Annotated in this window: 19 protein-coding genes; 11 read left to right on the forward strand and 8 right to left on the reverse strand. The window is 72.9% G+C overall.

All coding sequences use genetic code 11. From position 1 onward, the window contains the following. Nucleotides 1-6: 6 nt before the first annotated feature. From ACIGXM_RS05225 to ACIGXM_RS05245, 5 genes are read right to left on the reverse strand one after another with little or no spacing between them, the layout of a single operon-like run. Nucleotides 7-2,340, reverse strand: coding sequence for a DUF2206 domain-containing protein (locus ACIGXM_RS05225; RefSeq protein WP_396556938.1), 2,334 nt, complete (start codon nucleotides 2,338-2,340; stop codon nucleotides 7-9). Next, a complete protein-coding gene (locus ACIGXM_RS05230) occupies nucleotides 2,337-3,428 on the reverse strand; it encodes a glycosyltransferase family 4 protein (protein WP_396556940.1) in 1,092 nt (363 codons plus the stop codon). Before ACIGXM_RS05230 ends, ACIGXM_RS05225 begins: the two co-directional genes overlap by 4 nt. Beyond that, nucleotides 3,428-4,150 (reverse strand): polysaccharide deacetylase family protein, encoded by a 723-nt coding sequence (locus ACIGXM_RS05235; RefSeq protein ID WP_396556942.1) that lies wholly within the window; start codon nucleotides 4,148-4,150, stop codon nucleotides 3,428-3,430. Before ACIGXM_RS05235 ends, ACIGXM_RS05230 begins: the two co-directional genes overlap by 1 nt. Then, nucleotides 4,147-4,677, reverse strand: a complete 531-nt coding sequence (locus ACIGXM_RS05240; protein WP_396556944.1) for a hypothetical protein — start codon at nucleotides 4,675-4,677, stop codon at nucleotides 4,147-4,149. The genes ACIGXM_RS05235 and ACIGXM_RS05240 overlap by 4 nt, the downstream gene beginning before the upstream one ends. After that, nucleotides 4,674-5,411: a glycosyltransferase family 2 protein gene (locus ACIGXM_RS05245; protein ID WP_396556946.1), complete on the reverse strand. Its 738-nt coding sequence runs from the start codon at nucleotides 5,409-5,411 to the stop codon at nucleotides 4,674-4,676. The genes ACIGXM_RS05240 and ACIGXM_RS05245 overlap by 4 nt, the downstream gene beginning before the upstream one ends. Before the next feature lie 1,302 nt (nucleotides 5,412-6,713). Here ACIGXM_RS05245 and ACIGXM_RS05250 point away from each other — a divergent pair. The 10 genes from ACIGXM_RS05250 (at nucleotide 6,714) to ACIGXM_RS05295 (ending at nucleotide 22,031) form a co-directional block, all read left to right on the forward strand. Then, nucleotides 6,714-8,081: an efflux RND transporter periplasmic adaptor subunit gene (locus ACIGXM_RS05250; protein WP_396556948.1), complete on the forward strand. Its 1,368-nt coding sequence runs from the start codon at nucleotides 6,714-6,716 to the stop codon at nucleotides 8,079-8,081. A 1-nt stretch (nucleotide 8,082) separates the two neighbouring features. Further along, nucleotides 8,083-8,979, forward strand: a complete 897-nt coding sequence (locus tag ACIGXM_RS05255) for an ABC transporter ATP-binding protein (protein ID WP_396556950.1) — start codon at nucleotides 8,083-8,085, stop codon at nucleotides 8,977-8,979. Further along, complete coding sequence (locus ACIGXM_RS05260) at nucleotides 8,976-10,187, forward strand: ABC transporter permease (RefSeq protein ID WP_396556952.1); 1,212 nt, start codon at nucleotides 8,976-8,978, stop codon at nucleotides 10,185-10,187. The genes ACIGXM_RS05255 and ACIGXM_RS05260 overlap by 4 nt, the downstream gene beginning before the upstream one ends. 10 nt (nucleotides 10,188-10,197) lie before the next feature. Then, nucleotides 10,198-10,947, forward strand: coding sequence for a hypothetical protein (locus ACIGXM_RS05265; RefSeq protein WP_396556954.1), 750 nt, complete (start codon nucleotides 10,198-10,200; stop codon nucleotides 10,945-10,947). A gap of 247 nt (nucleotides 10,948-11,194) precedes the next feature. Further along, entirely contained in the window at nucleotides 11,195-12,031 is an 837-nt protein-coding gene (locus ACIGXM_RS05270; RefSeq protein ID WP_396556956.1) for a response regulator transcription factor, read from the forward strand. 5 nt (nucleotides 12,032-12,036) lie between these two features. Next, nucleotides 12,037-13,659, forward strand: a complete 1,623-nt coding sequence (locus tag ACIGXM_RS05275; RefSeq protein WP_396556958.1) for a sensor histidine kinase — start codon at nucleotides 12,037-12,039, stop codon at nucleotides 13,657-13,659. Nucleotides 13,660-13,923: 264 nt separating this feature from the next. Continuing rightward, nucleotides 13,924-15,477, forward strand: a complete 1,554-nt coding sequence (locus ACIGXM_RS05280; RefSeq protein WP_396556960.1) for a cytochrome ubiquinol oxidase subunit I — start codon at nucleotides 13,924-13,926, stop codon at nucleotides 15,475-15,477. Nucleotides 15,478-15,492: 15 nt separating this feature from the next. After that, a complete protein-coding gene (cydB, locus tag ACIGXM_RS05285) occupies nucleotides 15,493-16,557 on the forward strand; it encodes a cytochrome d ubiquinol oxidase subunit II (RefSeq protein WP_396556962.1) in 1,065 nt (354 codons plus the stop codon). Beyond that, on the forward strand, nucleotides 16,554-20,123 hold the full coding sequence (gene cydD / locus ACIGXM_RS05290; protein WP_396556964.1) for a thiol reductant ABC exporter subunit CydD: 3,570 nt from the start codon (nucleotides 16,554-16,556) through the stop codon (nucleotides 20,121-20,123). Before cydB ends, cydD begins: the two co-directional genes overlap by 4 nt. A gap of 93 nt (nucleotides 20,124-20,216) precedes the next feature. Further along, nucleotides 20,217-22,031, forward strand: coding sequence for a GAF domain-containing sensor histidine kinase (locus ACIGXM_RS05295; RefSeq protein ID WP_396556966.1), 1,815 nt, complete (start codon nucleotides 20,217-20,219; stop codon nucleotides 22,029-22,031). A gap of 46 nt (nucleotides 22,032-22,077) precedes the next feature. On the opposite strand, the gene ACIGXM_RS05300 is transcribed toward ACIGXM_RS05295, so the two are convergent. The 3 genes from ACIGXM_RS05300 to ACIGXM_RS05310 all read right to left on the reverse strand — a co-directional run bounded on the left by ACIGXM_RS05300 (nucleotide 22,078) and on the right by ACIGXM_RS05310 (nucleotide 24,304). Continuing rightward, entirely contained in the window at nucleotides 22,078-22,593 is a 516-nt protein-coding gene (locus tag ACIGXM_RS05300; RefSeq protein WP_396556968.1) for a hypothetical protein, read from the reverse strand. Between the two features lie 176 nt (nucleotides 22,594-22,769). Then, nucleotides 22,770-23,879, reverse strand: a complete 1,110-nt coding sequence (locus tag ACIGXM_RS05305) for a DUF1648 domain-containing protein (protein WP_396556970.1) — start codon at nucleotides 23,877-23,879, stop codon at nucleotides 22,770-22,772. Further along, nucleotides 23,876-24,304: a GntR family transcriptional regulator gene (locus tag ACIGXM_RS05310; protein ID WP_396556972.1), complete on the reverse strand. Its 429-nt coding sequence runs from the start codon at nucleotides 24,302-24,304 to the stop codon at nucleotides 23,876-23,878. Before ACIGXM_RS05310 ends, ACIGXM_RS05305 begins: the two co-directional genes overlap by 4 nt. A gap of 242 nt (nucleotides 24,305-24,546) precedes the next feature. Between ACIGXM_RS05310 and ACIGXM_RS05315 the strand changes: the two genes are divergently transcribed. After that, the coding region (locus tag ACIGXM_RS05315; protein WP_396556974.1) for a hypothetical protein at nucleotides 24,547-25,201 on the forward strand (655 nt) is incomplete at its 3' end.

Raw genomic sequence — 25,201 nt, forward strand, 5'->3', positions numbered from 1 at the left:
GAGGAGTCACCGGAAGATCTCCGCCCCGTCGCTGCTGTAGATCTCGTTCTTCATGTCGTCGAGCAGGCCCATCGGGTAGCGGTAGGTCACCAGATCGCCCCGGTAGAAGGTGGTCGCCTCGTCCTTGGTCACCGTGGTGCTCCCGAGGAAGACGTAGGAGTCGGTGCCGATCAAGGTCGGGTAGATGTCGTTCAGCGCCCGGCCGTGGATCAGCGTCTGCAAGCGGCTGAAGGTGTAGCGGTCGGTCTGCACCTCGGACTGGACGTCCTGCTTCTGGTCGTCGGTGGTGCGCTGCTCCAGCCAGCTGATCGCGCTGCGCTCCTGCGGCTGGACGTAGTAGATGTCGTAGTACTGGCCCGCGTTGTTGAGGTTGAGCTGCGGCGGGTAGCCGCCGATCACCTGCGGGACGGCCCCGGTCAGGTCCAGGAAGAACGCCACCGCGAGGGTGCCGGCCAGCGGGACCGCCCAGCGCCGGGCCCAGCGGAACACCCAGAGCGAGCCGGCCGCGATGAACGGGCCGAAGAAGAACAGCCCCTGCTGGAAGGCGCGCAGCACGCCGTAGTCCACCGACAGCTGCGGCAGCACGGTGAGCAGGCCGATCACGCCCACCATGGCGATGGTCAAGGTGACCTGGTCGCGGGCCGGCCGGAAGGCCCGTCGGCGGGACCAGAGGCAGACCGCGAGGCCGATCACCAGCAGCAGTTGCAGCAGGTCGGCGGCCCACTGGCGGACCAGCTTGTTGGCGGCGGAGACGTCCAGCCCGGCGTGTTGCAGGGCGCGGCCGAGCCCGGTGAGCGGCAGGTCGGGCTCGGAGACCGCCTGGATCGGGTACTGGTCGACCGTCTGGAGCGGCAGGTAGCCGCCGTTCGCCCGGTCCTTGGCGGTCTCGGTGACGGTGTCCGCCCGGTACTCGCCGAGCCGCTGCTGCGGGGTGGCCGCCGAGCCGCCGAGCAGGCTGTACGAGGTGTCGGAGGAGCCGCTCTGCGCCTTCCCGGGGTCGATCGCCTGCTGCACGGTCTCGGTGAGGGTGCTGCGCAGCTGGCCGCCGGTGTCGGTGAGCGGGCCGGTCCAGAGCACCGCCGCGGCGGCGGTGGCGGCCACCATCCACCAGGTCACGAAGCCCACCGCGGGAGCGCCCGGGCTCCGGCGCCGGGCGCGGGCCAGCAGCCGCCAGCCGCGGTCGGTGGCCAGCGCGGCACCCAGCACCAGCACCACCACGTAGGTGGTGGAGTAGTGCGAGAGCACCACGCCGCCCATCAACCCGGTGAACGCGACCCGGCGCTGTCGCAGCGGCCGGGCCGGCTCGGTGAGCACCACCATGGCGGCGCCCAGCAGCAGGAAGGCGATCTCCTGGCGGGCCAGGAAGGTCATGTCGGTGAAGAAGGTCGGGAACGCCATGAAGTAGAGCGCCGACAGCAGCGCCACCATCCGCTGCGCGACGTTGCGCACCGAGCGGTGGATCAGCGGCGCGCTGAGTGCGAAGAGCAGCGGGAAGACGGCCTTGAAGACGTAGAGGCCGCTGATCCCGGTGAGCCGGGCGAACGCGGTGGGCAGCAGGGTGATGCTCAGGCAGGCGTTGTACGGGTCGCGGAAGGCGGAGATCTGCCAGCGGTCGGCGCTCGAGGCCAACTGGAAGACCTCGTACTCGCGTTGGATGTCGTGACCGGTGATGTACCAGCCGCGCAGCGAGGTGAGCAGCAGCAGCGCGGCCGCCACCAGGAACAGGCCCAGCTCCAGCACCGGCTCCGCGTAGCGGCGCCGCCGGCGCAGCAACTGGGCGAGCAGCGCGGCCATCGCGACCAGCGCGAGCACGGCGACGGTCGAGCCGAGGCCGTTGTTCAGCCGGACCGCGCCGGCCACGCTGAGCAGCAGGCAGCCGGCGCCGAGCAGCAGCACCGGCCGCAGCCCGGGCACCGGACGTCGGCGCGGTCGGGCGACGGCTCCCGGTCCGCGCCTCGGCGGGCGGGCCTCGGCGGGCCCGGCCCAGGCGAGCAGCAGCACGGTCAGCGCGGCGGCGAGCGCGAGCGGGGCCCGCCGCAGCGGGTGGTCGTCGCCCAGCGGCGGCAGCACGGTGTTCAGCAGCAGCGCCGAGACCAGATCGGTGCCGATCGCGAGCGGGACGGCGACCAGCGCGCGGCCGTCCCGGGTGGCGACGAACCGGTTCGCGTAGCCGTACCAGAGCAGGCCGGGCGCGCCGAGCAGCAGCCAGAACCCGGCGCAGGCGAGCAGCGGCACCGGGACCCCTGGCAGCAGCTCCAGGCCGGTGGCCAGCGCGGTGCCGGCGAGCAGCGCCCGGCGGGCCCTGGTGCGCCGGGCGACGGCCCGGCTCAGCGCCCTCACGCCAGCACCTCCGCGTAGACCCGCTCCACCCGGCGGACCACCGCGTCCCAGGCGAACGCGGGCGCCGCCTCCGCGCTGCGCCGGGCGAGTCGCGCGCGCAGCTCCGGATCGCCCGCCACCGCGTCGATCGCGGCGGCCAGCGCGGCCGGCTCCGGTGCTGCCAACAGGCCGATGTCACCCAGTAGTTCGGCGTTCCCGGGGACGTCGGTGGCGATCACCGGCAGCCCCGCGGCCATCGCCTCCAGGGCGACCAGCGGCATCCCCTCCTTGTCCGAGGGCAGCACGAAGGCGTCCGCCTCGGCGTAGGCGCGGACCAGCTCGGGGCCCAGTCGGGCCCCCGCGAAGTCCACCTGGGTCAAGCCCAACTCGATTGCCTGTGCCTCGAGTTGGCCGCGCAGCTCGCCGTCCCCGACGATCCGCAGTCGGACCGGGGCGCGCAGCAGGGCGATCGCCGCCAGCAGCCGCGCGACGTTCTTCTGGGCGCTCAACCGCCCGACGTAGAGCAGCTCCAACGGGCGCTCGGCCACCTCGCGGACCGGCATGAAGTAGCCGCGGTCCACCCCGTTCGGCACGATGTGGATCCGCCGCTCGGGCACCCGGTAGGTCCGCCGGACGAACTCGGCCTGCGCCTCGGTGAGCACGATCACCGCGGCGGCGGCCCGCAGCACCGGGCCGAAGACGTGCTTCTTGTAGGCGGGCAGCAGCCGGCCCAGCCGACCCGAGGCGTCCACGTCCAGGTGGAAGTGGAGCACGAACGGCTGGCGCCGCAACCGCGCGGTGAGCGCGACCAGTTCGGGCAGCAGGGCGTGCGCCGAGTGCAGGTGCAGCAGGGTGCCGCGCGGACGGCGCAGCAGTGACAGCAGCAGGCCGGGCACCAGCGGGGTGTGCGCCACCTCGACCGAGCGGTGCCGGCGAACGGTCACCGCGCCCTGCCGGGAGCGGCGCGGCGCACCCTCGGCGCCGATCGTGGTGGTCAGCACCTGGACCTCGTGCCGGTCGGCCAGTCCGGCCGCCAGGTTCTCCACCACCCGTTCCAGGCCGCCGAGATGGGGTGGGTAGTACGGCGTGATCTGCAGGATGGTGGGCATCAGGCCGCCAGCGCGAGCAGTTCGCGGTTGGTCCGGTAGGCCACTCCTGGACGGCCCGCGATGTGCGCCAACACCCGTTCCAGGCGGGCCCATTCGCCGCGCGCGTCGACCTCCCAGCTGTGCCCCCAGAGGTGGAACACGCCACCCTCGCGCAGGCAGCGGTCGAAGAAGTGGACCGCCAGCTCGTCCCAGGCCAGGTAGAGCCGGGCCGCCGTCCAGGGCCGGCCACCGGCCAGCCGCAGCGCGAGCGGGCCGTCCACCCGGTGGGTGTAGGCGTTGACCGTGGTGGCCAACTCCAGTGCGTGGCCCGGCCGCAGGCTGCCGCGCCGGACGGTGCGGGCCAGCGTGAAGCCGGCCTGCTCGACCAACGTCACCTGCCCCGGGGTGTATTCGCCGCGCGGGTAGCAGAAGCTGGTCACCGGCGAGCCGGTGATGTCCTCCAACTCGGCTCGCCCGCTGCGGATCTCCTCGGCCGCGGCGGCATCGCTGAGCTGCGGCAGGCGCTGGTGGGTCAGGGTGTGGCCGCCGATCTCGAAGCGCTCGGCCAACTCCCGGATGCCGGCCGCGGACAGCCGCTCGGCGGGCGCGAACTCCAGGTTGCGCGGAGCGATGTAGAAGGTGCCGGGCAGCCGGTAGCGGTCCAGCAGGTCGGCCAGCCGGGGATCGAGCACGTGCCCGTCGTCCCAACTGGTGGTGACGGTGACGCGAGGTGCGGAGGTCATGGTGTCGGTGCCTTGGGTTGGGGGAAGCGGTAGCGCAGCGTCTGGGCGGTGCCCAGCAGCGCGACCTGGACGACCGCGTCCGGTTCGGGCAGCGGCAGGCGGACGGTGGTGCCGACCGCGGCGTCCGGCTTCGGGACGAGGGTGACGGTGCTGCTCGCGGTGACCGTGCCGTCGGGCCTGGTCAGTGAGACCCGTAGCTGGAGCGACTGGCCGGGCGTGCCGTGCTGCACCAGCGAGATCGGGACCACCGCGTCACCGCCGGAGGTGGTCGGCGACTGGGTGAAGTACAGCTCGGTGTAGTCGGCCGGGATCCGGGTGAACGACTGCCGCAGTGCCAGCCGGACCGCCGGCTGGGCCCACAGCACCGGCCCGACGGTCGCCGCGACCAGCACGGCGACCGCCGCGAGCACGGCCCGCCGCCGCCCGGGACGGCCGCCGCCGCGGCCCGCCCCGCGCCGCCGCCGGTCCACCGGGCGCGGAGGGGGTTGGACCGCGGGCGTCCCGGTCCTCCCGAGCAGTGAGGTCATACCTTGTCGAACTCCTGGGCGGGGACGACCGCCGGCCGGAGGACCGGGCGGGTCTTGCGGAAGTTGTGCTCGAAGAGCTGGCGCAGGTTCTCGGTGCCGTCCCGGAAGGCGTTCAGCTTCACCTGGCCGCCGCGCTTGCGGTACTCGATGGGGACCTCCAGGTAGCGGTAACCCGCCCTGGTGGCAGCGTTCTTGATCTCCTGGGAGAAGGACATCCCGGTGGAGCGGACGTCCAGGCGCTGCCAGACGTAGCGGCGGAAGATCCACATGCCGGACTGCGAGTCGCGCAGCTCGTTGCGGAAGAGCGTGCGGCTGACCGCGCTGAGCACGTGGTTGCCGAGGGAGTGCGAGGGCTTCATGGCCTCGCTGTTGCCGCGGGCGAGCCGGTTGGTCGTCATGAACTCGACGTCGTGGTCGACCAGGGTGCGCAACAGGCGGGGCAGGTCGTCGAAGGGATAGGTGCGGTCGGCGTCGCCGGTGGCGATCACCTCACCGGTCGCCGCGCCGAATCCGGCGTGGTAGGCGTTGCCGTAGCCGCGCGCGGGCTGCGCGACCACCCGGGCGCCGAGTGAGCGGGCGACGTCGCCGGTGCCGTCGGTCGATCCGTTGTCGACGACCAGCACCTCGGTCTCCCAACCCTCCTGCCGGAGACCGGAGAAGGGGATCGAGGCCATCACGGCAGGCAGGTTTTCGGCTTCGTTGAGGGCGGGTATTACGATCGAGAGAGTGTTCATGTGAGCCCCCCTGTGGCTGGCGGAGATCAACGCTGGACGGTCCGACCGCGCGGTGAGACGCGGGGTCGGGATGGAGCCGCGCCTGGCAGCGCGGTGAAGGCACCCTTCGGCACCGTCGGACTGCTGTGTCACGACGGTTGGGATCCGCTGGGGTGTGGTGATGGATGGACACCGGAGGGCGGCCGGGCGCACCGGCAGGCTGGCAGGCCTGTGGTGCCGTTCGGGGTCGGCGAAACCCCGGCGGTGGGTGGGCGCGGCCGCCCGACCCGGCAGATCAGGAGAGTGATGTCCGACCGTGAACCGCTAGGGCACCCTTCGGTGGTGCCGGCGCGCCGTTCCGGTTCCCCCGAACTGACCGGGCGCGGTTGAGCTTTCGGTCCACGGCAGCGACATCAGAGACGGCCATAGTCCCCCTACAGGCGTGATGGCTACACCGGGCGCGTCGCTGTACGTGACGACCACCCTAGCCAGAGGTGAGTCGAGTTGTGAAGCATCTGCTGGTGCTACCTTCCGATTTTAAGCATGCCGGCGCTCGGAGTTGGGCCGTTTTCGCGCCCGGAGCGCCAGCTGGGGAAGGCTGGTAGCCGGCTGATAGAACATCAGCCCGAAAGATTGGCCCGAAGCCAACCGAGCTGCATCAAAAGCTTAATGACGGAACATCAACCCGTAACACGGCTGACTCATCCGGGCAGGTGGCGGCCGGTAGGCTGGCCCGCCGGCCGGAATTGGGGCGCTCGTGAAGGCCCCGGAACGGCTCTTGGCAGCTGTGAAGACCATGGCGGGACCGACGCCTGGTCAGCCCTGGCCTGTGACTACGCTGCGCATTCGCCATGCTCCGGCCATCTGGCGTACAGGTCTTGCGCCGTGCGGCGGGCCGGACCCGCCGGTGCTTTCCCGGTGGCGTTCGACCGGTGCGAGGTGCGCGCTCTCCACGCGCCCGGTCGGTTGCGCCCGGCGCGCATTCCACCCCGCCTTCCGATGGCGCGCGCCCACCGTTCGTCCGGGTACCCCCGTCCTTCGGCGGGGATGACGCTGTCGCGATTTCCCACCTATGGCGGGGCGGGGGGTGAAGGCTATGCACCAGATGACTGGGAAATGGCTGGAAGTTGCTTCAACGATCTCTTTAGCGTCCGGTTCAACCGGGGGATTTTGTCCGTTTTCATCCGCTATTTTGGGTCCCGGCCGCCCCAGTGAACTCTCAGTCGCCGCCCAGTCCTTCGCAAGAGCACCCCGCGACTCTTGACCGCTATGAAGGTCCTCCCGCGACGGCGTCGTGCCGTCCTCGTCAACTCAGTGCTCGGTGTGGCCCTCCTCGCCGGAGGAGCCATCGCCTACAACACCGTGAACAGCAGCACCGCCGCTGCCGCGAAGCCGGCCGCCCGGACCGCCACCGTGACCAAGGGCACGGTCCTGGCCACCGTGTCCGGCTCCGGCTCCCTCAGCTCTCCCAGCGACACCGCCGACAACTTCGTCACCGGCGGCAAGATCACCGCGATCAAGGTGTCGGTCGGTGACACCGTGACGGCCGGCGAGACCCTCGCCACCGTCGACAGCACCGCCGCCCAGCAGCAGGTGAACTCTGCCCAGGGTGCGCTGGACGAGGCGCAGGCGCAGCTGACCGCCGCGGAGGCGAGCCTCACCAAGGCACAGGACGGCACCACGGTCACCCAGAACGAGCCGGTCGCCTCCACGGACTCCTCGGGCGGCCGCGGTTCGGCCCCGGCCCCGCAGTCCACGCCGGTGACCACCACCACGGTCGACCCGTCCGCCGTGGCGTCCGCCCAGGCGCAGGTCACCTCGGCCCAGCAGTCGGTGAACACCGCGCAGACCAACCTGACCAACGCGCAGACCGCGCTGGCCGGCACCACCCTGACCGCCTCGGAGAGCGGCACCGTCGCCTCGATCAGCAACGTGGTCGGCGACACCGTGTCGGGCACCGGCAGCGACAGCTCCAGCGGCGGCTCGGCCGGCTCCAGCAGCTCGTCCGGCTCGTCCGGCTCCGCGAGCAGCAGCAAGACCAGCAGCAGCTCCTCGACCTCCAGCGGTCCGTCCGGCTTCATCGTGATCACCAACCCGACCGGGATGCAGGTCACCGCGGACTTCTCCGAGCTGGACTCGCTCAAGCTGAAGAAGGGCGAGGCGGCCACCGTCACGCTCAACGCCGAGTCCAACGAGGTGCTCAACGCGAGTGTCCTGTCGGTCAGTTCGCTGCCGGTCTCGGGCAGCTCGGCGAGCAGCGCGGTGCAGTACGCGGCGACCCTGCAGATCCAGGGCGACACCAGCCAGCTGCGCACCGGCCTGAGCGCGACCGTCTCGGTGGTCACCGGTGAGGCCGACAACGCGCTCTCCGTCTCGGCGTCGGCGCTCTCCGGCACCGGCACCACCCGGACCGCGACCGTGGTCAAGCCGGACGGCACCACCTCCCGGGTCAGCGTCCAGGTCGGCGTGGTCGGCGACACCACCGTGCAGGTGGTCTCCGGTCTCAACGAGGGTGACAAGGTCCAGATCGCCTCGTCCACGGCCGGCGGTACCGGCGGCTTCCCGAGCGGCTCCTTCCCCGGCCTCGGTGGCGGTGGCGGTGGCGGCGGCTTCGGTGGCGGTGGCGGTGGCGGTGGCGGTGGCGGCGGCTTCGGCGGCGGCGGTGGCGGCGGCGGCCGGGGCGGTGCCTGATATGGCTCGCGGCACCCGTCGGCGCGGCGGCGTCCGCCCCGAGGCGGACGCCCCGGCCGAGGCCCCGGAGAGCGGGGCGGAGAGCGGCTCGGCCACCCCGCCCCCGGTCATCCAGATCCGCCGGCTGCGGAAGTCCTACGGCCACGGCGACGCGGTCGTGCACGCGCTGCGCGGCCCGGACGATCCGGAGACCGGTGGCCCGGCCGGCGTCAGCCTGGACATCATGCAGGGCGACTTCGTCGCGATCATGGGTAGCTCCGGCTCCGGCAAGTCGACCCTGATGAACATCCTGGGCTGCCTGGACGTGCCGACCAGCGGGCGTTACCTGCTGGACGGCATCGACGTCGGCTACCTCGACGAGAACCAGCTCTCGCTGGTCCGCAACCGCAAGATCGGCTTCATCTTCCAGTCCTTCAACCTGGTCCCGCGGACCACCGCGATCGCGCAGGTCGAGCTCCCGCTCGCCTACGCGGGAGTGAAGGCGAGCGAGCGCCGCAAGCGGGCGCTGGCCGCGCTGGACCTGGTCGGCCTCTCCTCGCGCGGCGACCACAAGCCCAACCAGCTCTCCGGCGGCCAGCAGCAGCGCGTCGCGGTGGCCCGAGCCCTGGTGACCGCGCCGACCATGCTGCTGGCGGACGAGCCCACCGGCAACCTGGACACCCGCTCCACCGAAGAGGTTCTGACCATCATCGACGGACTGAACGCGACCGGACGAACGGTCGTGCTGATCACCCACGAGGACGAGGTGGCGCTGCACGCCAAGCGGGTGCTGCGGCTGGTCGACGGCCAGATCATCTCGGACGTCCGGCAGGGTCCGGTGGTCGGGCCGCCGCCGGTGCTGGCCGCGAAGCTCGCCGCCGGGAACGGCACCGGCGAGCTGATCGGGGGCCGGCGATGATCTTCCTCCAGATGTTCCGGTTCGCCCTCGGCGGCCTGGCGGCCAACAAGGTGCGCTCCGCGCTCACCATGCTCGGCGTGCTGATCGGTGTGGCCTCGGTCATCCTGCTGCTGGCGGTCGGCAACGGCTCGTCGGTCGCGGTGAAGAACTCGATCACCTCGCTCGGCACCAACTCGCTGACCGTCTCCTCCAGCGCCTCCTTCGGCGCCTCGAAGAGCGGCAGCGCGGTCAAGAAGCTCAGCCTGACCGACGCCAAGGCGCTCGCCAACCCGGCCGCGGCCCCCGACATCGCGTCGGTGGCGCCGGTGGTCACCACCTCGGCGGCGGCCGTGTACGGGGACATCTCGTACACCCCGGGTTCGATCATCGGGACGTACCCCGCGTACTTCCAGACCGCCAACGAGAAGATCGCCACCGGTGACTACTTCACCAACGACGACGTGCTCAACTCGCGCAAGGTCGCGGTGATCGGCTCGACCACGGCCAGCGAGCTGTTCGACACCGAGAACCCGATCGGCAAGAGCATCAGCATCGGCGGCACCCCGTTCACCGTGATCGGCGTGCTGCAGACCAAGGGCGCCACCGGGTTCAGCGACCCGGACGACGTGGTGATCGCGCCGCTGCCGACCGTGCAGAACGCCTTCACCGGCTTCAGCTCGATCAGCCAGATCCTGGTGCAGGCCACCTCGGCCGACACCACCACCCAGGCCCAGAACGAGATCACCACGATCCTGATGGGCACCCACTCGATCACCGACCCGACCAAGCTGGACTTCCGGGTCAGCAACCAGTCCTCGCTGCTCAGCACGCGGGAGAGCACCTCCTCCACCTTCACCGTGCTGCTCGGCGCGGTGGCCGCGATCTCGCTGCTGGTCGGTGGGATCGGGATCACCAACATCATGCTGGTGACGGTCACCGAGCGGACCAGGGAGATCGGCATCCGCAAGGCGCTCGGCGCGCCGAAGGCCGTGATCCTCGGTCAGTTCCTCACCGAGTCCACCCTGCTGTCGGTGCTCGGCGCCGGCCTCGGGGTCCTGGTCGGTCTGCTCGGCGCGCACTTCAAGGTGGTCGGGATCACGCCCGTGGTGATTCCGTCCTCGGTGTTCGGGGCGTTCGGGATCGCGGTCGCCATCGGACTCTTCTTCGGCAGCTATCCGGCCAACCGGGCAGCCGGGTTGCGTCCCATCGACGCCCTGCGGCACGAGTGAGGCGGCAGTCATGATCACCGAACGAGAGCAGTCAGATCCCATGTCCAACAACAACAGCGACGGGGGCCGGTCGACCGACACCATGCGGCTGCCCGTGGTCAACCCGGGTGCCCGTGGCGGCGCCGTGGCCGTGCAGCCGACCGCCGAAGAGACCATGGCGGCCCACGTCGAGCTGCTGGCCACCCCGCCGGACGCCCGCGACATCGACGGCGAGCTGGCCGCGCCGCCGCGGCGCAAGCTGCCGTGGCTGACCCTGCTGCTGGCGGGTGGCGCGGTCGCGGCCCTCGCCTTCGCGGGCGGCGCGTACTACCAGAAGAACGACGGCGCCTCCAACGGGAGCAGCCGGAGCTTCACGGCCTCCGCCGCCACCAAGAGCGGCGCGAGCGGGCGCGGCGGCGCCGCGGGCGGCGGCACGGGCGGCGGCGCCGCCGGGTCGCCCGGGTTCACCCGCGGCACCGTCAAGCTGATCGACGGCAGCACGATCTACCTGACCGACGCCAGCGGCAACACCGTCAAGGTGACCACCAACGGCAGCACCCAGGTCCAGGTCAGCAAGAGCGGCCAGGTCAGTGACCTGCAGCCGGGCCAGACCGTCACCGTGACCGGCAGCTCGGACGGCTCCGGCGGTTACTCCGCCTCCCAGGTCACCGAGGGCGGCAGCGCAGCCGCGGGCGGCTTCGGCGGCGGTGGCGGCGGCTTCGGTGGCGGCGGTGGCTTCGGCGGTGGCGCTGCCGCCGGAGGCTCCTCCAAGAGCGGCTGACCCGCCGGCGCGGGGGTGACCGGTGAGCAGCGCCGGTCACCCCGCCGGTGGTCGGCGTGAAGCGGCCCGGCCCGGACTTCTCCGGGCCGGGCCGCTTCGTTCTGCCGGTGCGGGTCGTCCGTACCCGTCCGGGCGTTGCTCCCGGTGCGAACGACCCTTGCCGTTCATTCCCCTCTCATCAACCCCACGTAGCCTCCCGAGGCCATCATCCGATGGGATGACACAGGACCCGGGAGGCCGACCCAAGATGCAAGGGACAGTGCCCACCACCAGTCTCGCCCCGACGACGCCGGTCTCCCCGGTCGGCCGGGGGCCGGGCGAGGCCTTCCTGCTCGTCGTCGACGACGAGCCGAACATCCGCGAACTGCTCTCCGCCTCGCTGCGCTTCTCCGGGTTCCGGGTGGAGTCGGCGGCCACCGGTGAGGAGGCGCTGGAAGCGATCGCGGTCGAGCGCCCCGATCTGGTGGTGCTCGACGTGATGCTGCCCGACCTGGACGGTTTCACCGTGGTCGAGCGGCTGCGCGAGCAGACCCGGCGGCAGCAGATCGCCAACCCGGCCGGCCTGGCCGCCCGTCCCGGCCGGCCGCGGCCCGCCGACCACCTGCCGGTGCTCTTCCTGACCGCGAAGGACGGCACCGAGGACAAGGTGCACGGCCTGGCGGCCGGCGCCGACGACTACGTCACCAAGCCGTTCAGCCTGGAGGAGCTGATCGCCCGGATCCGGGCGATCCTGCGCCGGGCCGGCGGTCCGGCCGAGGACGGCCGGCTGACCGTGGCCGACCTCACCCTCGACCCGCTGGCGCACGAGGTGACCCGGGACGGCCGTCCGGTCTCGCTCTCGCCCACCGAGTTCAAGCTGCTGCACTACCTGATGGCCAACGTCGGCCGGGTGGTCTCCAAGGCGCAGATCCTGGACCACGTCTGGGCCTACGACTTCGGCGGCGACCTCAGCATCGTCGAGTCGTACATCTCCTACCTGCGCCGCAAGCTCGACTCCGGTCCGGACCACGGGCCGAAGCTGATCCACACCGTGCGCGGGATCGGCTACGCGCTGCGTCGGCCGCCGCAGCAGGCGCAGGACTGACCCGGGTGCGCGCGGCTCTCGGACGGCTGCGGCGGCTCCGGCCACCGCGGCCGGGCGCGCTGCTGCGCCGCACCGGCCGGCTCTCGCTGCGCAGCCGGCTGCTGGCGCTCACCCTGGCGCTGGTGGCCACCGGGCTGGCGGTCAGTGACGTGGTGCTGCTGGGCAGTGTGCGCGGGCAGTTGGTCGGCCGGCTGGACCAGCAGCTGGAGCGGTTCGGCGAGCCGCTGGCGCACCGGACCGGGATGCACCTGGGCCCGCCGCCTCAACAGTCGGGTTCGGGCCAGGCCGGTTCGGCGCAGTCGGGTTCGGGCCAGGCCGGTTCTGGCCAGGCCGGTTCGTCCGAGGGCGAGGGCGAGGGCAAGCACGACGGGGTGCAGTACCTGGCCGGTCTGCCCAGCCTCTACCAGGTCTCCTACCTGGCCGCCGACGGCCGGGTGATGCGCGAGGTCCGGCAGCAGGTCTCGTCCAACGACCCCGTGCCGCAGCTGCCTCCGCTCAGCGGCCCGCAGCTCACCCAGCGGCTGGGCCACGGCTTCGACGTGCCCAGCGAGCACGGCGACGAGGACTGGCGGGCGCTGATCCTGCCGATCCAGCACACCTCCGCCGCGCCCGCCAACGCTCCCGAGTACCTGGTGGTCACCATCTCGCTCAACGAGGTGGACGCCACGGTGGAGAAGCTGCGGGAGAGCTTCCTGGCCATAGGCGTCGCGGTGGAGTTGCTGATCGCCGGGCTCGGCGCCTTCGCGGTTCGCGCCGGGCTGCTCCCGCTGCGCCGGATCGAGCGCGGCACCGAGCTCATCGCGGCCGGTGAACTCTCCTACCGCATGCCGGAGTTGCCGACCAGCACCGAGGTCGGCCGGCTCTCCGCGGCGCTCAACGGGATGCTCGACCAGATCGAGTCCGCGTTCGCCGCCCGGGCCGAGTCCGAGGCGCGGATGCGCAACTTCGTCGCGGACGCCTCGCACGAGCTGCGCACCCCGCTGGCCGGGATCCGCGGCTTCGCCGAGCTGTACCGGATGGGCGCGCTGCCCACCGAGGCGGACGTCAAGCGCACCATGGACCGGATCGAGAGCGAGGCGGTCCGGATGGGCGGCCTGGTCGAGGACCTGCTGATGCTGGCCCGGCTGGACGAGGAGCGTCCGCTCGACCTCGCCCCGATGGACCTGCGCACGCTGGCCGCCGACGCGTTGCACGACCTGATCGCCCTCGACCCGACCCGCCCGGTCGCGCTCACCGGCCCCGGCGGTACCGGCGCGCCCGGCGCCGCGGCCGTGCTCGGTGACGAGGCGCGGCTGCGCCAGGTGGTCACCAACCTGGTCGGCAACGCGGTCAAGCACACCCCGGCGGGCACCGCGGTGCGGATCGGGGTGGGTGCCGACTCCGCCGGCTGCCTGCTCGAGGTGGCCGACTCCGGGCCGGGTCTGGCGCCCGAGCAGGCGACCAAGGTCTTCGAGCGGTTCTACCGGACGGACGCCTCGCGCAGCCGGCACGGCGGGGGCGGCGCGGGCCTCGGCCTGGCGATCGCCGCCGCGCTGACCCGTGCGCACGGCGGCACGATCACGCTGGACACCGCGCCGGGCCGTGGTGCGACCTTCCGGGTGCACCTGCCGCCGGCCGGCACTCTCTGACCGGGGCGGCCCGTCGCAGCCGCCGCCGAACGGCCCTCGTTTACACAGAACTTACACGTCACCCCCACCCCCGCCGTGACCTCGCGAGCGGGGGTTTGTCATACTGTCCGGGAAGCTTGTGAACGTGTTCACGTTCACAAGCGGACAAGCTTGGCATGCATTGGTGCGATTCACACCGAAGCGCACCTTGTGTCTGGTACGTCGGGTGACAGTCCGCGCGAAACCAGACCAGAACGGACAGCAAGGCCGTAGGGAGAGAGCGCAGTGGAGCTAGCAGTCGCTCACGAGACGATCGCGCGATGGCAGTTCGGGGTCACCACCGTCTACCACTTCCTGTTCGTCCCGCTCACCATCAGCCTGGCCGCGATGGTGGCCGGGCTGGAGACCGCCTGGGTGCGGACGGGCAAGGAGAAGTACTTCCACGCCACCAAGTTCTGGGGCAAGCTCTTCCTGATCAACATCGCCATGGGCGTGGTGACCGGGATCGTCCAGGAGTTCCAGTTCGGGATGAACTGGTCCGCCTACTCGCGCTTCGTCGGGGACGTCTTCGGCGCGCCGCTGGCGATGGAGGCGCTGATCGCGTTCTTCTTCGAGTCCACCTTCATCGGCCTGTGGATCTTCGGCTGGGACAAGCTGCCGAAGAAGATCCACTGCGCCTGCATCTGGATGGTGGCGCTGGGCACCGTGCTCTCCGCGTACTTCATCCTGGCCGCCAACTCCTGGATGCAGCACCCGGCCGGCTACACCATCGACCCGGTGACCAAGAAGGCCCAGCTCACCGACATCACCAAGGTGCTCTTCCAGGACACCACCCTGGTCGTGGTCTTCCACACGCTGACCGCCGCCTTCCTCACCGGCGCCGCCTTCATGGTCGGTGTCGCCTCGTACCACCTGTGGAAGGCCAAGCGGCGGCCGGAGGGCGTGGACCGGCGGAAGACCGCCGCGCTGCGCACCTCGCTCCGGCTCGGCCTGGTGATGGCCGTGGTGGCCGGCCTGGGCACCGCGATCAGCGGCGACTCCCTGGCCAAGGTGATGTTCGAGCAGCAACCGATGAAGATGGCCTCGGCCGAGGCGCTCTGGGACACCCAGTCCCCCGCGCCGTTCTCGATCTTCGCGATCGGCAACGTCAACGAGGGCCACAACTCGGTGGAGTTGGAGGTCCCGGGGCTGCTCTCGTTCCTGGCCAAGAGTGACTTCAGCTCGCCGGTCCCCGGCATCAACGACACCGCCGCCGCCGAGGCCGCCAAGTACGGCGGCAGGCCGACCGACTACATCCCGAACATCTTCGTGACCTACTGGGGCTTCCGCCTCATGATCGGCTTCGGGATGACCTCCTTCGTGGCCGGCCTGATCGGCCTGTGGACCACCCGCAAGCGGTTCTTCCTGGCGCCCGAGTTCCGCACCGGCGAGGACGAGGTGCCGCGGCTGATGCTCACCCGGTCCACCGAGCTCAGTCCGCTGCTGACCAGGTGGAGCTGGCGGATCGGGATCCTGACCATGGGCTTCCCGCTGATCGCCAACAGCTTCGGCTGGGTCTTCACCGAGATGGGCCGCCAGCCCTGGGCCGTCTTCGGCCTGATGACCACGGCCGACGCGGTCTCGCCGAACGTCGGGGTGGGCACCCAGGTGGTCGCGCTGTGCACCTTCACCGGGCTCTACGCGGTGCTCGCGGTGATCGAGGTCCGGCTGCTGGCCAAGTACGCCAAGGCCGGCCCCGACGTCGCCGAGCGGCCGCCCGCCCAGGACCCGACGCTGCGCGGGCCCTCGGGACCCCCGGTCGACGAGGACGCCGACCGTCCACTCGCCTTCGCTTACTGAGCAGGGAAACTGGCCATGCACCTCCACGACGTCTGGTTCGTCCTCATCGCGATCCTCTGGATCGGCTACTTCTTCCTGGAAGGCTTCGACTTCGGGATCGGCGTCCTCACCAAGCTGCTCGCCCGGGACCGGGCCGAGCGCCGGGTGCTGATCAACACCATCGGCCCGGTCTGGGACGGCAACGAGGTCTGGTTGCTCACCGCGGGCGGCGCCACCTTCGCCGCCTTCCCGGACTGGTACGCGACCCTGTTCAGCGGTTTCTACCTGCCGCTGCTGGCGATCCTGGTCTGCCTGATCGTCCGCGGGGTGGCCTTCGAGTACCGGCACAAGCGCAGCGAGGAGCGCTGGCAGCGCGGCTGGGAACACGCGATCTTCTGGACCTCGCTCGTCCCCGCGTTCCTCTGGGGCGTGGTCTTCGCCGACATCGCGCACGGCGTGCGGATCGACCAGCAGAAGAACCACGTGGGCGGGGTCGGGGACCTCTTCACCCCGTACGCGCTGCTCGGCGGGCTGGTCACGCTGGTGCTCTTCACCTTCCACGGCGCGGTCTTCGCGGCGCTCAAGACGGTCGGCGACATCCGGTCGCGGGCACGGCGGTTGGCGGGGCGGGTCGGCCTGCTGGCCGGTGTGCTGGCGGTCGGCTTCCTGGGGTGGACCCAGCTGCACCGGGGTGACGGGTGGAGCCTGGCCGCGTCGGTGGTCGCCGCGCTGGCCCTGGTCGGTGCCCTGGCGGCCAACCGACTGGGGCGTGAGGGTTGGGCGTTCGTGCTCTCCGGGCTGACCGTGGTGGCCGCGGTGGGGACGCTCTTCCTGGCGCTCTTCCCGGACGTGATGCCCTCCACGCTCAACCCGGCCTGGAGCCTGACGGTGTCCAACGCGTCCTCCTCGCCGTACACGCTGAAGCTGATGACCGTGATCGCCGGGATCTTCACGCCGCTGGTGATGCTGTACCAGGGATGGACGTACTGGGTGTTCCGCAAGCGGATCGGGGTCCAGCACATCCCGGTGGACGATCACGCGGCGCCCGTCGGGACCGCCGGTACCGCCGAGCCCGCCGAGTCCGTCGCGGCCGAGCGATGAAGCCGGTCGACCCCCGGTTGCTCCGGTACGCCCGGACCACCCGCGCGTTCCTGGCCGGCTCGGTGCTGCTCGGCACCGTCGGGGCCGTGCTGGTGCTCTGCCAGGCCACCCTGATCGCCGAGATCGTGGTCCGCTGCTTCCAGCACGGTCGGGGCCTGGCCGCGCTCACCACCCCGCTGGTGCTGCTCGCCGTGACGGCGGTCGGCCGGGCCGTGGTCGCCTGGCTCACCGAGCTGACCGCGCACCGCTCGGTGGCCCGGGTGAAGTCGCAGCTGCGCCGCCGGCTGCTCGACCACGCCACCGCGCTCGGCCCGTCCTACCTGGCCGGCCGGCGGACCGGCGAGCTGACCACGCTGGCCACCCGGGGCGTCGACGCGCTCGACGACTACTTCGCCCGCTACCTGCCGCAGTTGGCGCTCGCGGTGACCGTGCCGGCGGTGCTGCTGGCCCGGATCCTCGGCGCGGACTGGGTCTCCGCCGCGATCATCGCCGGCACGCTGCCGCTGATCCCGGTGTTCATGGTGCTGATCGGGCTGGCCACCCAGTCCCGGATGGACCGCCAGTGGCAGACCCTGGCCCGGCTCTCGCACCACTTCCTGGACGTGGTCGGCGGGCTGCCCACGCTCAAGATCTTCAATCGGGCCAAGGCCCAGGCGGCCACCATCGCCCGGATCACCGACGACTACCGACGGGCCACCCTGCGGACCCTGCGGATCGCCTTCATCTCCTCCTTCGCGCTGGAGCTGATCTCCACCCTCTCGGTCGCGCTGGTCGCGGTCTCCATCGGGTTCCGGCTGGTGGACGGCACGATGCCGCTGGAGACCGGGCTGCTGGTGCTGATCCTGGCGCCGGAGGTCTACCTCCCGCTGCGCCAGGTCGGCGCGCTCTACCACTCCAGCGTCGAGGGGCTGGCGGCGGCGGAGGAGATCTTCGCGGTGCTGGAGACGCCGTTGCCGGCCGCCGGCACGATCGCCGCGCCCCCGGTCGCCGGGGCGGTGCTGCGGGTGGACGGACTGACCGTCCGCCACCCCGGCCGGACGGTCCCCGCGCCGCACGACGTCTCGCTCACCCTGCGCCCGGGCGAGACGCTGGCGCTGACCGGGCCCAGCGGCGCGGGGAAGAGCACGCTGCTCGCCGCGCTGCTGGGCTTCGTCCGGCCGGACGGCGGATCGCTGCGGATCACCGCCGCCGACGGGACCGAGCACCGGCTGGCCGAGCTGGACCCGGCCTCCTGGCGGGCCCAGATCGCCTGGGTGCCACAGCGGCCGCACCTCTTCGCCGGGACGGTGGCGGAGAACGTCCGGCTGGCCCGGCCCGACGCGCCCGAGGTCGAGGTGCGGGCCGCGCTGGCAGCCGCGCACGCCCTGGACTTCGTCGACCGGCTGCCGCGCGGCCTGGCCACCGTGCTGGGCGAGGGCGGGGCCGGGCTCTCGGCCGGGCAGCGGCAGCGACTGGCGCTGGCCCGGGCGCTGTTGGCGACCGACCGGCCGCTGGTGCTGCTGGACGAGCCGACCGCGAACCTGGACGGGGAGAGCGAGGCGGCCGTGGTGGACGCGGTGCGCACGCTGGCGGCCGACCCGCGGCGGACGGTGCTGCTGGTCGCGCACCGGCCGGCGCTGCTCGCGGTGGCGGACCGGCGGGTCGAGCTGGCGGCCCCGACCGCCGCTGCCGTCGTCCCGGCTCCTGTTCCTGTTCCTGCTGTCCCGGTCGCCGCGCCGGTCGCCTCCGCGCCGGCCGGCGTTCCGTCCGACGCGCCCGGGCACGGGGTGGGCGTCGGGGGCTCGCCGATGCGCCGGATCGCCGCGCTGTTCCGGGCCGCCGACGCGGGCCGGCCGCGCCGCCGGTTCGCGCTCGCGGTGCTCCTCGGCAGCCTGGCGCTGGGCTGCGCGGTGGCGCTGCTGGCCACCTCCGGCTGGCTGATCTCCAAGGCCTCCCAGCAACCGCCGGTGCTCTACCTGATGATGGCGGTCACCGCCGTCCGGGCCTTCGGCGTCGGCCGGAGCGTCTTCCGCTACGCCGAGCGGCTGGTCTCGCACGACGCCGTGCTGCGCACCCTGGGCGGCCTGCGCACCACCGTCTACCGCCGGTTGGAGCGGCTGGCGCCCGCCGCGCTGCCCGCCTTCCGCCGCGGTGACCTGCTCTCCCGGCTGGTCGCGGACGTCGACGCGGTGCAGGACTGGTACCTGCGCTGGCGGTTGCCGGCGGCCGTCGCGGTCACCGTCTCGCTCGGCACCGCCGTGGCGCTCGGGCTGCTGCTGCCCGCAGCCGGTGTGCTGCTCGGGCTCGGCCTGCTGCTGGCGGGGGCCGTGGTGCCCGCGTCGGGGGCCCTGACGGCCGGCCGGGCCGAACGCCAACAGGCGCCCGCCCGGGGCGAGTTGTCCGCCGCGGTGGTCGACACCTGCACCGGCACGGCGGAACTCGCGGTGGCCGGTGCGCTGCCCGCCCGGCTCGGCGCGGTCCGGGCCGCCGACGCCCGGTTGACCGCGCTGGCCGGCCGCTCGGCCGCCACCGCCGCGCTCGGCGCGGGGCTGACCGCACTGCTCACCGGCCTGACCGTGGCCGGTTGCGCGGCGGTCGGGGTGCGCGGCGTCGGCACCGGCTCGCTGACCGGCCTCTGCCTGGCGGTCGTGGTGCTCACCCCGCTGGCCGCCTTCGAGGCGGTGGCCGGGATGCCGGTGGCCGTCCAGTTCCGCGAGCGCAGCCGGGCCGCGGCGGCCCGGCTCACCGAGGTGCTCGACACCCCCGACCCCGTGGTCGAGCCGGCCGAGCCCGCCGAGCCGCCCCGGGACCCGTTCCCGCTGGCCGTCCGGGGCCTGCGGGCGCGCTGGCCCGGGCAGCGGGAGTACGCGCTGGACGGCGTCGACCTGGACCTGGCGGCCGGGCGGCGGATCGCCGTGGTCGGCCCGTCCGGCTCCGGCAAGACCACGCTGGCCCAGGTGCTGCTCCGGCTGCTCGACCAGGAGGAGGGTGCGGTCCGGCTGGCCGACGGTCGTCCACAGGCTGTGGACACCCGGGCGCTGGACGGCGACGCGGTCCGCCGGGCGATCGGCCTGTGCGCCCAGGACGCCCACGTCTTCGACAGCTCGCTGCGGGAGAACCTCAGGCTCGCGTCACCCGGATGCGGCGACGGGGAGCTGCGCGCCGCGTTGGCCGGGGCCCGGTTGCTGGACTGGGTGGACACCCTGCCCGAGGGCCTGGACACCATGGTCGGCGAGCACGGTGCCCGGCTCTCCGGCGGCCAGCGGCAGCGGCTGGCGCTGGCCCGGGCGCTGCTCGCGGACTTCCCGCTGCTGATCCTGGACGAGCCGGCCGAGCACCTCGACCTGGCCACCGCCGACGCGCTCACCGCCGACCTGCTGGCCGCCACCGCGGGCCGGACCACCCTGCTGATCACCCACCGGCTGGCCGGGCTGGCGGCGGCCGGGGTGGACGAGGTGCTGGTGCTGGACGGGGGCCGGGTGGTCGAGCGCGGTGGCTGGGCGGAGCTGACCGCCCGTCCGGACGGGCGGCTGCGCGAACTGTGGGAGCGCGAACAGCGGACCGACCGGCTGCTGGTGGCGGCCTGACGGCGATCCGGCCCGTTCCCCCCGGGGCCGTCGGGCGGGGTTCGAGGGTAGGCAAACTTTCGTATCAAAACGGATCAAACTAGGCTCGCGCTCATGGAGACCACGCCCGATCCGTCCGTCGGACCCGTGCCGCACCGGGTGCCCGAGATCTCCTCGCTCGGCCTGGACACCCTGGTCACCGAGGTCGCCGAGCGGCTGCAGTCGGCCGCCGTGGTCACCGAGCGGATGCAGCGGCTGCTGGCGACCGTGGTCTCGATCGGCGCCGGGCTCGACCTGCACGCGACGCTGCAGCGGATCGCCTCCGGCGCCGCCGAGCTGGTGGACGCCCGCTACGCGGCGCTCGGCGTGATCGCGCCGGGTGGGCAGGGCCTGGCCGACTTCATCCACGTCGGCATCGACGACGGGACGGCCGCCGAGATCGGGGACCTGCCGTCCGGGCGCGGCATCCTCGGCGCGCTGATCGACCGCCCCGAACCGCTCCGGCTGGCCGACCTGGCCGAGGACCCGCGCTCGACCGGCTTCCCGCCGCACCACCCGCCGATGAGCTCCTTCCTCGGTGAGCCGATCCGGGTCCGCGACGAGGTCTTCGGCAACCTCTACCTGACCGAGAAGCAGGGCGGCGGCGGTTTCACGCCCGAGGACGCCCAGGTGGTGCACGCGCTGGCGGCGGCGGCCGGGGTCGCCATCGAGAACGCCCGGCTCTACGAGGAGGGCCGCCGCCGGGAACGCTGGATCGCCGGTGCGGCGGCGCTGACCACCGCGTTGCTCTCCACCGACGACGCGCAGAGCGCGCTCGCGGTGGCGGCCGAGCAGGTTCGCGAGCTGGCGGACGCGGCGCTCGGGATGATCATGCTGCCCACCGCCGACGGCGGTCTGCGGGTCTCGCACGCCTCGGGCGAGGCGGCCGAGTACGTCACCGGCGAGCTGATCCCCGGCACCGGCTACGCGGCCCGGCTGCGCGGGGGCGAGAGCGTCTTCATCGACGACCTGTCCGCCGATCCGGCGCTGGTGATGCGGCAGGCGCGGAGCTTCGGCCCGTCGATGGCGGTGCCGATGGTGGCGTCCGGCCGGGTGCTGGGCGGGCTCACGGTCTGGCGCCGGCGCGGGGCACCGCCGTTCAGCGGGACGGAGAAGCAGCTCGCGCAGGCCTTCGCCGCGCAGGCGGCGCTGGCCCTGCGACTCGCCGAGGGCCAGCGCGACCAGCAGCGGCTGGCGGTCTTCCAGGATCGCGACCGGATCGCCCGGGACCTGCACGACCTGGTGATCCAGCGGCTCTTCGCGACCGGGATGCTCATGGAGGGCGCGGCCCGGCGGTCCGAGAAGCCCGAGGTGGTGGCGCGGATCGGCACGGCGGTGGACGAGCTGGACGCCACCATCCAGGAGGTTCGCACCACCATCTACGCACTCCAGCACGACGACCACGGCGACGAGCCGGACACCCTGCGGACCAGGGTGCTGCGCGAGGGCAGCCAGGCGGCGGCCGCGCTCGGCTTCAAGCCGTCGATGAGCTTCGTGGGGCCGGTGGAGAACCTGGTCGGCGATGCCACCGCACGTCAACTGCTGGCCGCGCTGAGGGAGATGCTCGCCAACACGGCCCGGCACGCGCGGGCCTCCCGGGTCGGGGTGGAGGTCGACGCCACGGTGCACCTGGACGACCGGGGGTACCCGGTGTCGGGTGTGCCGTCGGGCTCGGAGGTGTCGCTGGACGAACCGGAGCCGCCGGAGCGGGGCGGGCGGCCGGGGGTACTGCTGACCGTCACCGACGACGGCGTGGGGATGCCGGCCGGCGGGCGGCGCAGCGGGCTGGCCAATCTGCGCCGCCGGGCCGAGAACCTCGGCGGCGCCGCCTGGCACGAACCCGGGCCCGGCCGGCGCGGGACCCGGGTCCACTGGTCGGCCCGGTTGTGAGCGGTTCAGCTCTTCCGTGAGCGGTTGAGCTCTTCCAGCCCGGGCGTCAGAGGCGGGCCAGCGCGGCGAAGAAGGCGGCGTCCAGCGGGTGTTGCCAGGAGGCGGCGACCACCGTGCAGTCGGCCCAGCCGAATTGGGCGTCGGCGACCCGCGGGTCGGTCCAGTGGTGCCGCAGTGCGGTCACCGGGGTGCCGCCGATCAACACGGTTTCGGTGAACTCGGCGACCCGGCGCACCTGTTCGGGGCGGTCGCCGTGGGCGAGCAGCCGCAGCAGGGCAGTGTCACGGCGGTCGGGGGCCCGGGTCTGGGAGAGCACGATGACCGGTGGGACCCGCCGTCGGCGGCCGGGGCGCCGGGTGCCGGGCAGGTAGGAGTGCAGCACGCTCTGCGACTGCCGGTCGGAGGCGAAGCCGGCGCCGGAGAAGATCATCATGCCCCGCCGGCCGGGCCAGCCGGGGAGACCGAGCACCGGCAGGTCGGTCGGGGTCCAGAGGCCCTCGAGGCCGCTGCCGCCGTCCGGGTCGCCGCCCGGTCTGTCGTCCGGTTCGTCTTCCTCGCGCATCCTCTTCCTCCCGCTCCCGCTGGTTGCCCAACTCGCCTTTTCTGCTGGGTTGTTGGGCAGCTCCGGGTGGTCCTGGCGGTCTTTTGGACGAGGGTAGCCCGGCGCCCGGAGTCGCGGCCAGGGGCGGGCGGCTCCGGGCACCGGGCGGATGCGCGGGCGTGAGCGCGGTCGCGCGCTCAGCGGCCGATCAGGGACATGAGGACCACGAACGCGATGAGCAGCACGGCCAACCCGGCCGAGCGCGGGTTGCCGAAGTTGACCGTCCAGCCGACCCCGAACCGCTTGGGCACGAAGACCGCGCTGTCCTGGCGGTTGACGTAGAAGAGCCCGCCGGCCCGCCAGAGACGGTCGTCGTCCTGGTGCACCTCGTCGCTCTCCTTCGGCTCCGTCGTTCCCGGGGTCGGTCGGGCCGCAAGCCGGCTGCCGTTCCGGCCGGTCCGGACCGCGACGCCGATCGCCAGGGCCAGGCCGACCGTCACGGGTGCGATCACCGGGAGCAGGGTGAGCGTCCGGTCGCCGTTCCAGATCTGCCAGGCCGCGGCCAGGATCGACAGGTTGGCGCAGGCGGTGAGCAGCAGCACCGAGATCGCCGTCCGCCGGATGAAGCCGCGGTGCTGGTGGGCGGTGATGCCGGGGCGGGCCGGGTCCAGGTCGGCGCGGGACCGGAACGCGAGCCAGGTCACCGCCAGCAGCAGCCCGAGCGTCGCGGCCTGGGCGAAGACCGGCGCGAAGGCCGTACCGACCGATGTCGCGGCGAAGCGGTCGGCGTGACCGGGGCCGTCGAAGTGCATCGGCAGGCGGTCCGGCAGCGAGGGGTAGCGGGCGATCCCGAGCGCCGTGCTGATCGCCAGGACGAGTGCGGCCGGCGTCGCCCAGGGCCACGGGAAGGGCTCCGGGCGGGTGCGCAGCGTGGTGTCCGTGACCACGGCCTGCCGCAGTCCGCGGTACCAGTCCTCCCGCTGCTTCACCGCGCGGATCGCCCGGTTGGCCCGTAGGTAGCCGGCGAGGCAGACCGCGACCGCGGCGAGCGGCCCCACCGTGCGCAGCACGGTGCCGGTGACCACGGCGGACAGCGCCAGCGCGAGCGGCACCAGCGCGGCGCCGCCGAGCGTCACCCACCGGCGGTACGCCCGACGCTGCTCGGCGATCACCGGCGCCGCCGCGTGGGCGGCCGGCACCCGGACCCCGAACGCCAGGGTCGGCCCGCTGAGCGAGGGCGCCAGCCAGGCGGGCAGCAGGACCAGCAGTGGAAGCACTCCATTGATCAGTAACAGCCCGGTCGTCATGCCGGTTCTCCCCCTCGGTCTCGCACTTCCCGGTCGGGCGGCCGCACTCCGAACGAGTCGACCGTTCCCTGGCAGGCCGTCAGGACGGCGGTGGCATCCAGGCCCTGGGCCGCCGCCTCGGCCAGCAGGGTGCGCAGGCGGGCCGACCACTCGTCGGCGAACCCCGGTCCCGGCGGTCCGGAGGCGGGGTCGCGCTGGACCACCGCCCCGCTCTTGCGGTTGAGCAGCAGGAGCCCTTCCTGGCGCAACAGGTCGTAGGCCTTGTTGACGGTGTGGAAGTTGATGCCGAGGTCTCCGGCGAGCTGCCGGGTGGACGGCAGCGGACTGCCCTCGGCGAGCACCCCCGTGGCGATCGCCTCCACGACCCGGTCCCGGATCTGCTGGTAGATCGGGACCTGGCTGGTCAGGTCGAGGCTGAGGATCACGGCGGCTCCCGCTGTCTGTCTGCTCTATTACTTATAGAACAGGCAGGCAGGTGCTGGCAAGAACTCCCGCCGCCCCGGCGTCGAGCCTGCTCACCACCTCGCCTGCTTCGAGTCCGCCCGCCACCTCGACCTCGCCTGCTTCGAGTCCGCCCGCCACCTCGCCGGCCGCGGGACCTGCCGCCGGGGGATGCGCTCGGGGCGCCGCCTGATAGGGATGGGGTGTGCGATTCGACGCTGTCCCGATGCCGACGACCATCCAGAGCAGGCCCCGCGACCCGCGTGGCTACCCCGTGCCCGCGATCACCCCGTGGGAGGAGGGTGAGCCGCGGTTCGCGCTCACCGACTACGGGCGGAGCGCCGACTGCGCGCGGGGGAGACTCTGCTCGGTCTGCAACACCCTGATGCCCAAGGGGCCGGTGTGGCGGGTGGTGGGTGCGGCCGAGAGCGCCGCGATCGGCGAGGCGCTCGCCGCCGGGCGGCCCTACCGCAACCTCGTGCCGACCCTGGAGGGGCCGGGCCACCGGGCCTGCATGCTCTACGCCTCGATGGTGTGCCCCTACCTGGCCCGGCCGAACGCCCGGCGCGGGATGTCGGCCGCGCAGCCGGACGAGCTGACCGCGCACGTGGCCCGGGGCGCGGTGCGCGGCGCGCTGGGCGCGGTGGTGGGCTTCGGCGACTACGAGTTCGCGGTCACCGACACCCGGGTGCTGTTCCGGTTCCTCGACGTGGTGGAGTTCCTGCCGCACGACACGGCGGACGCGCACCTGGACGAACTGCGGGCCGAACTCGAGCGGCGGGGGGGGGGGGGGGGGGGGGGGGGGGGGGGGGGCGGGGGGGGGCGCCCGCGGGGGCGGGGGGGGGGGGGGGGGGGGGGGGGGGGGGTGGGGGCGCCGCGGC

It is taken from the genome of Kitasatospora sp. NPDC052896, assembly GCF_044547075.1.
In the GTDB taxonomy this organism is placed as follows: Bacteria; Actinomycetota; Actinomycetes; order Streptomycetales; family Streptomycetaceae; genus Kitasatospora.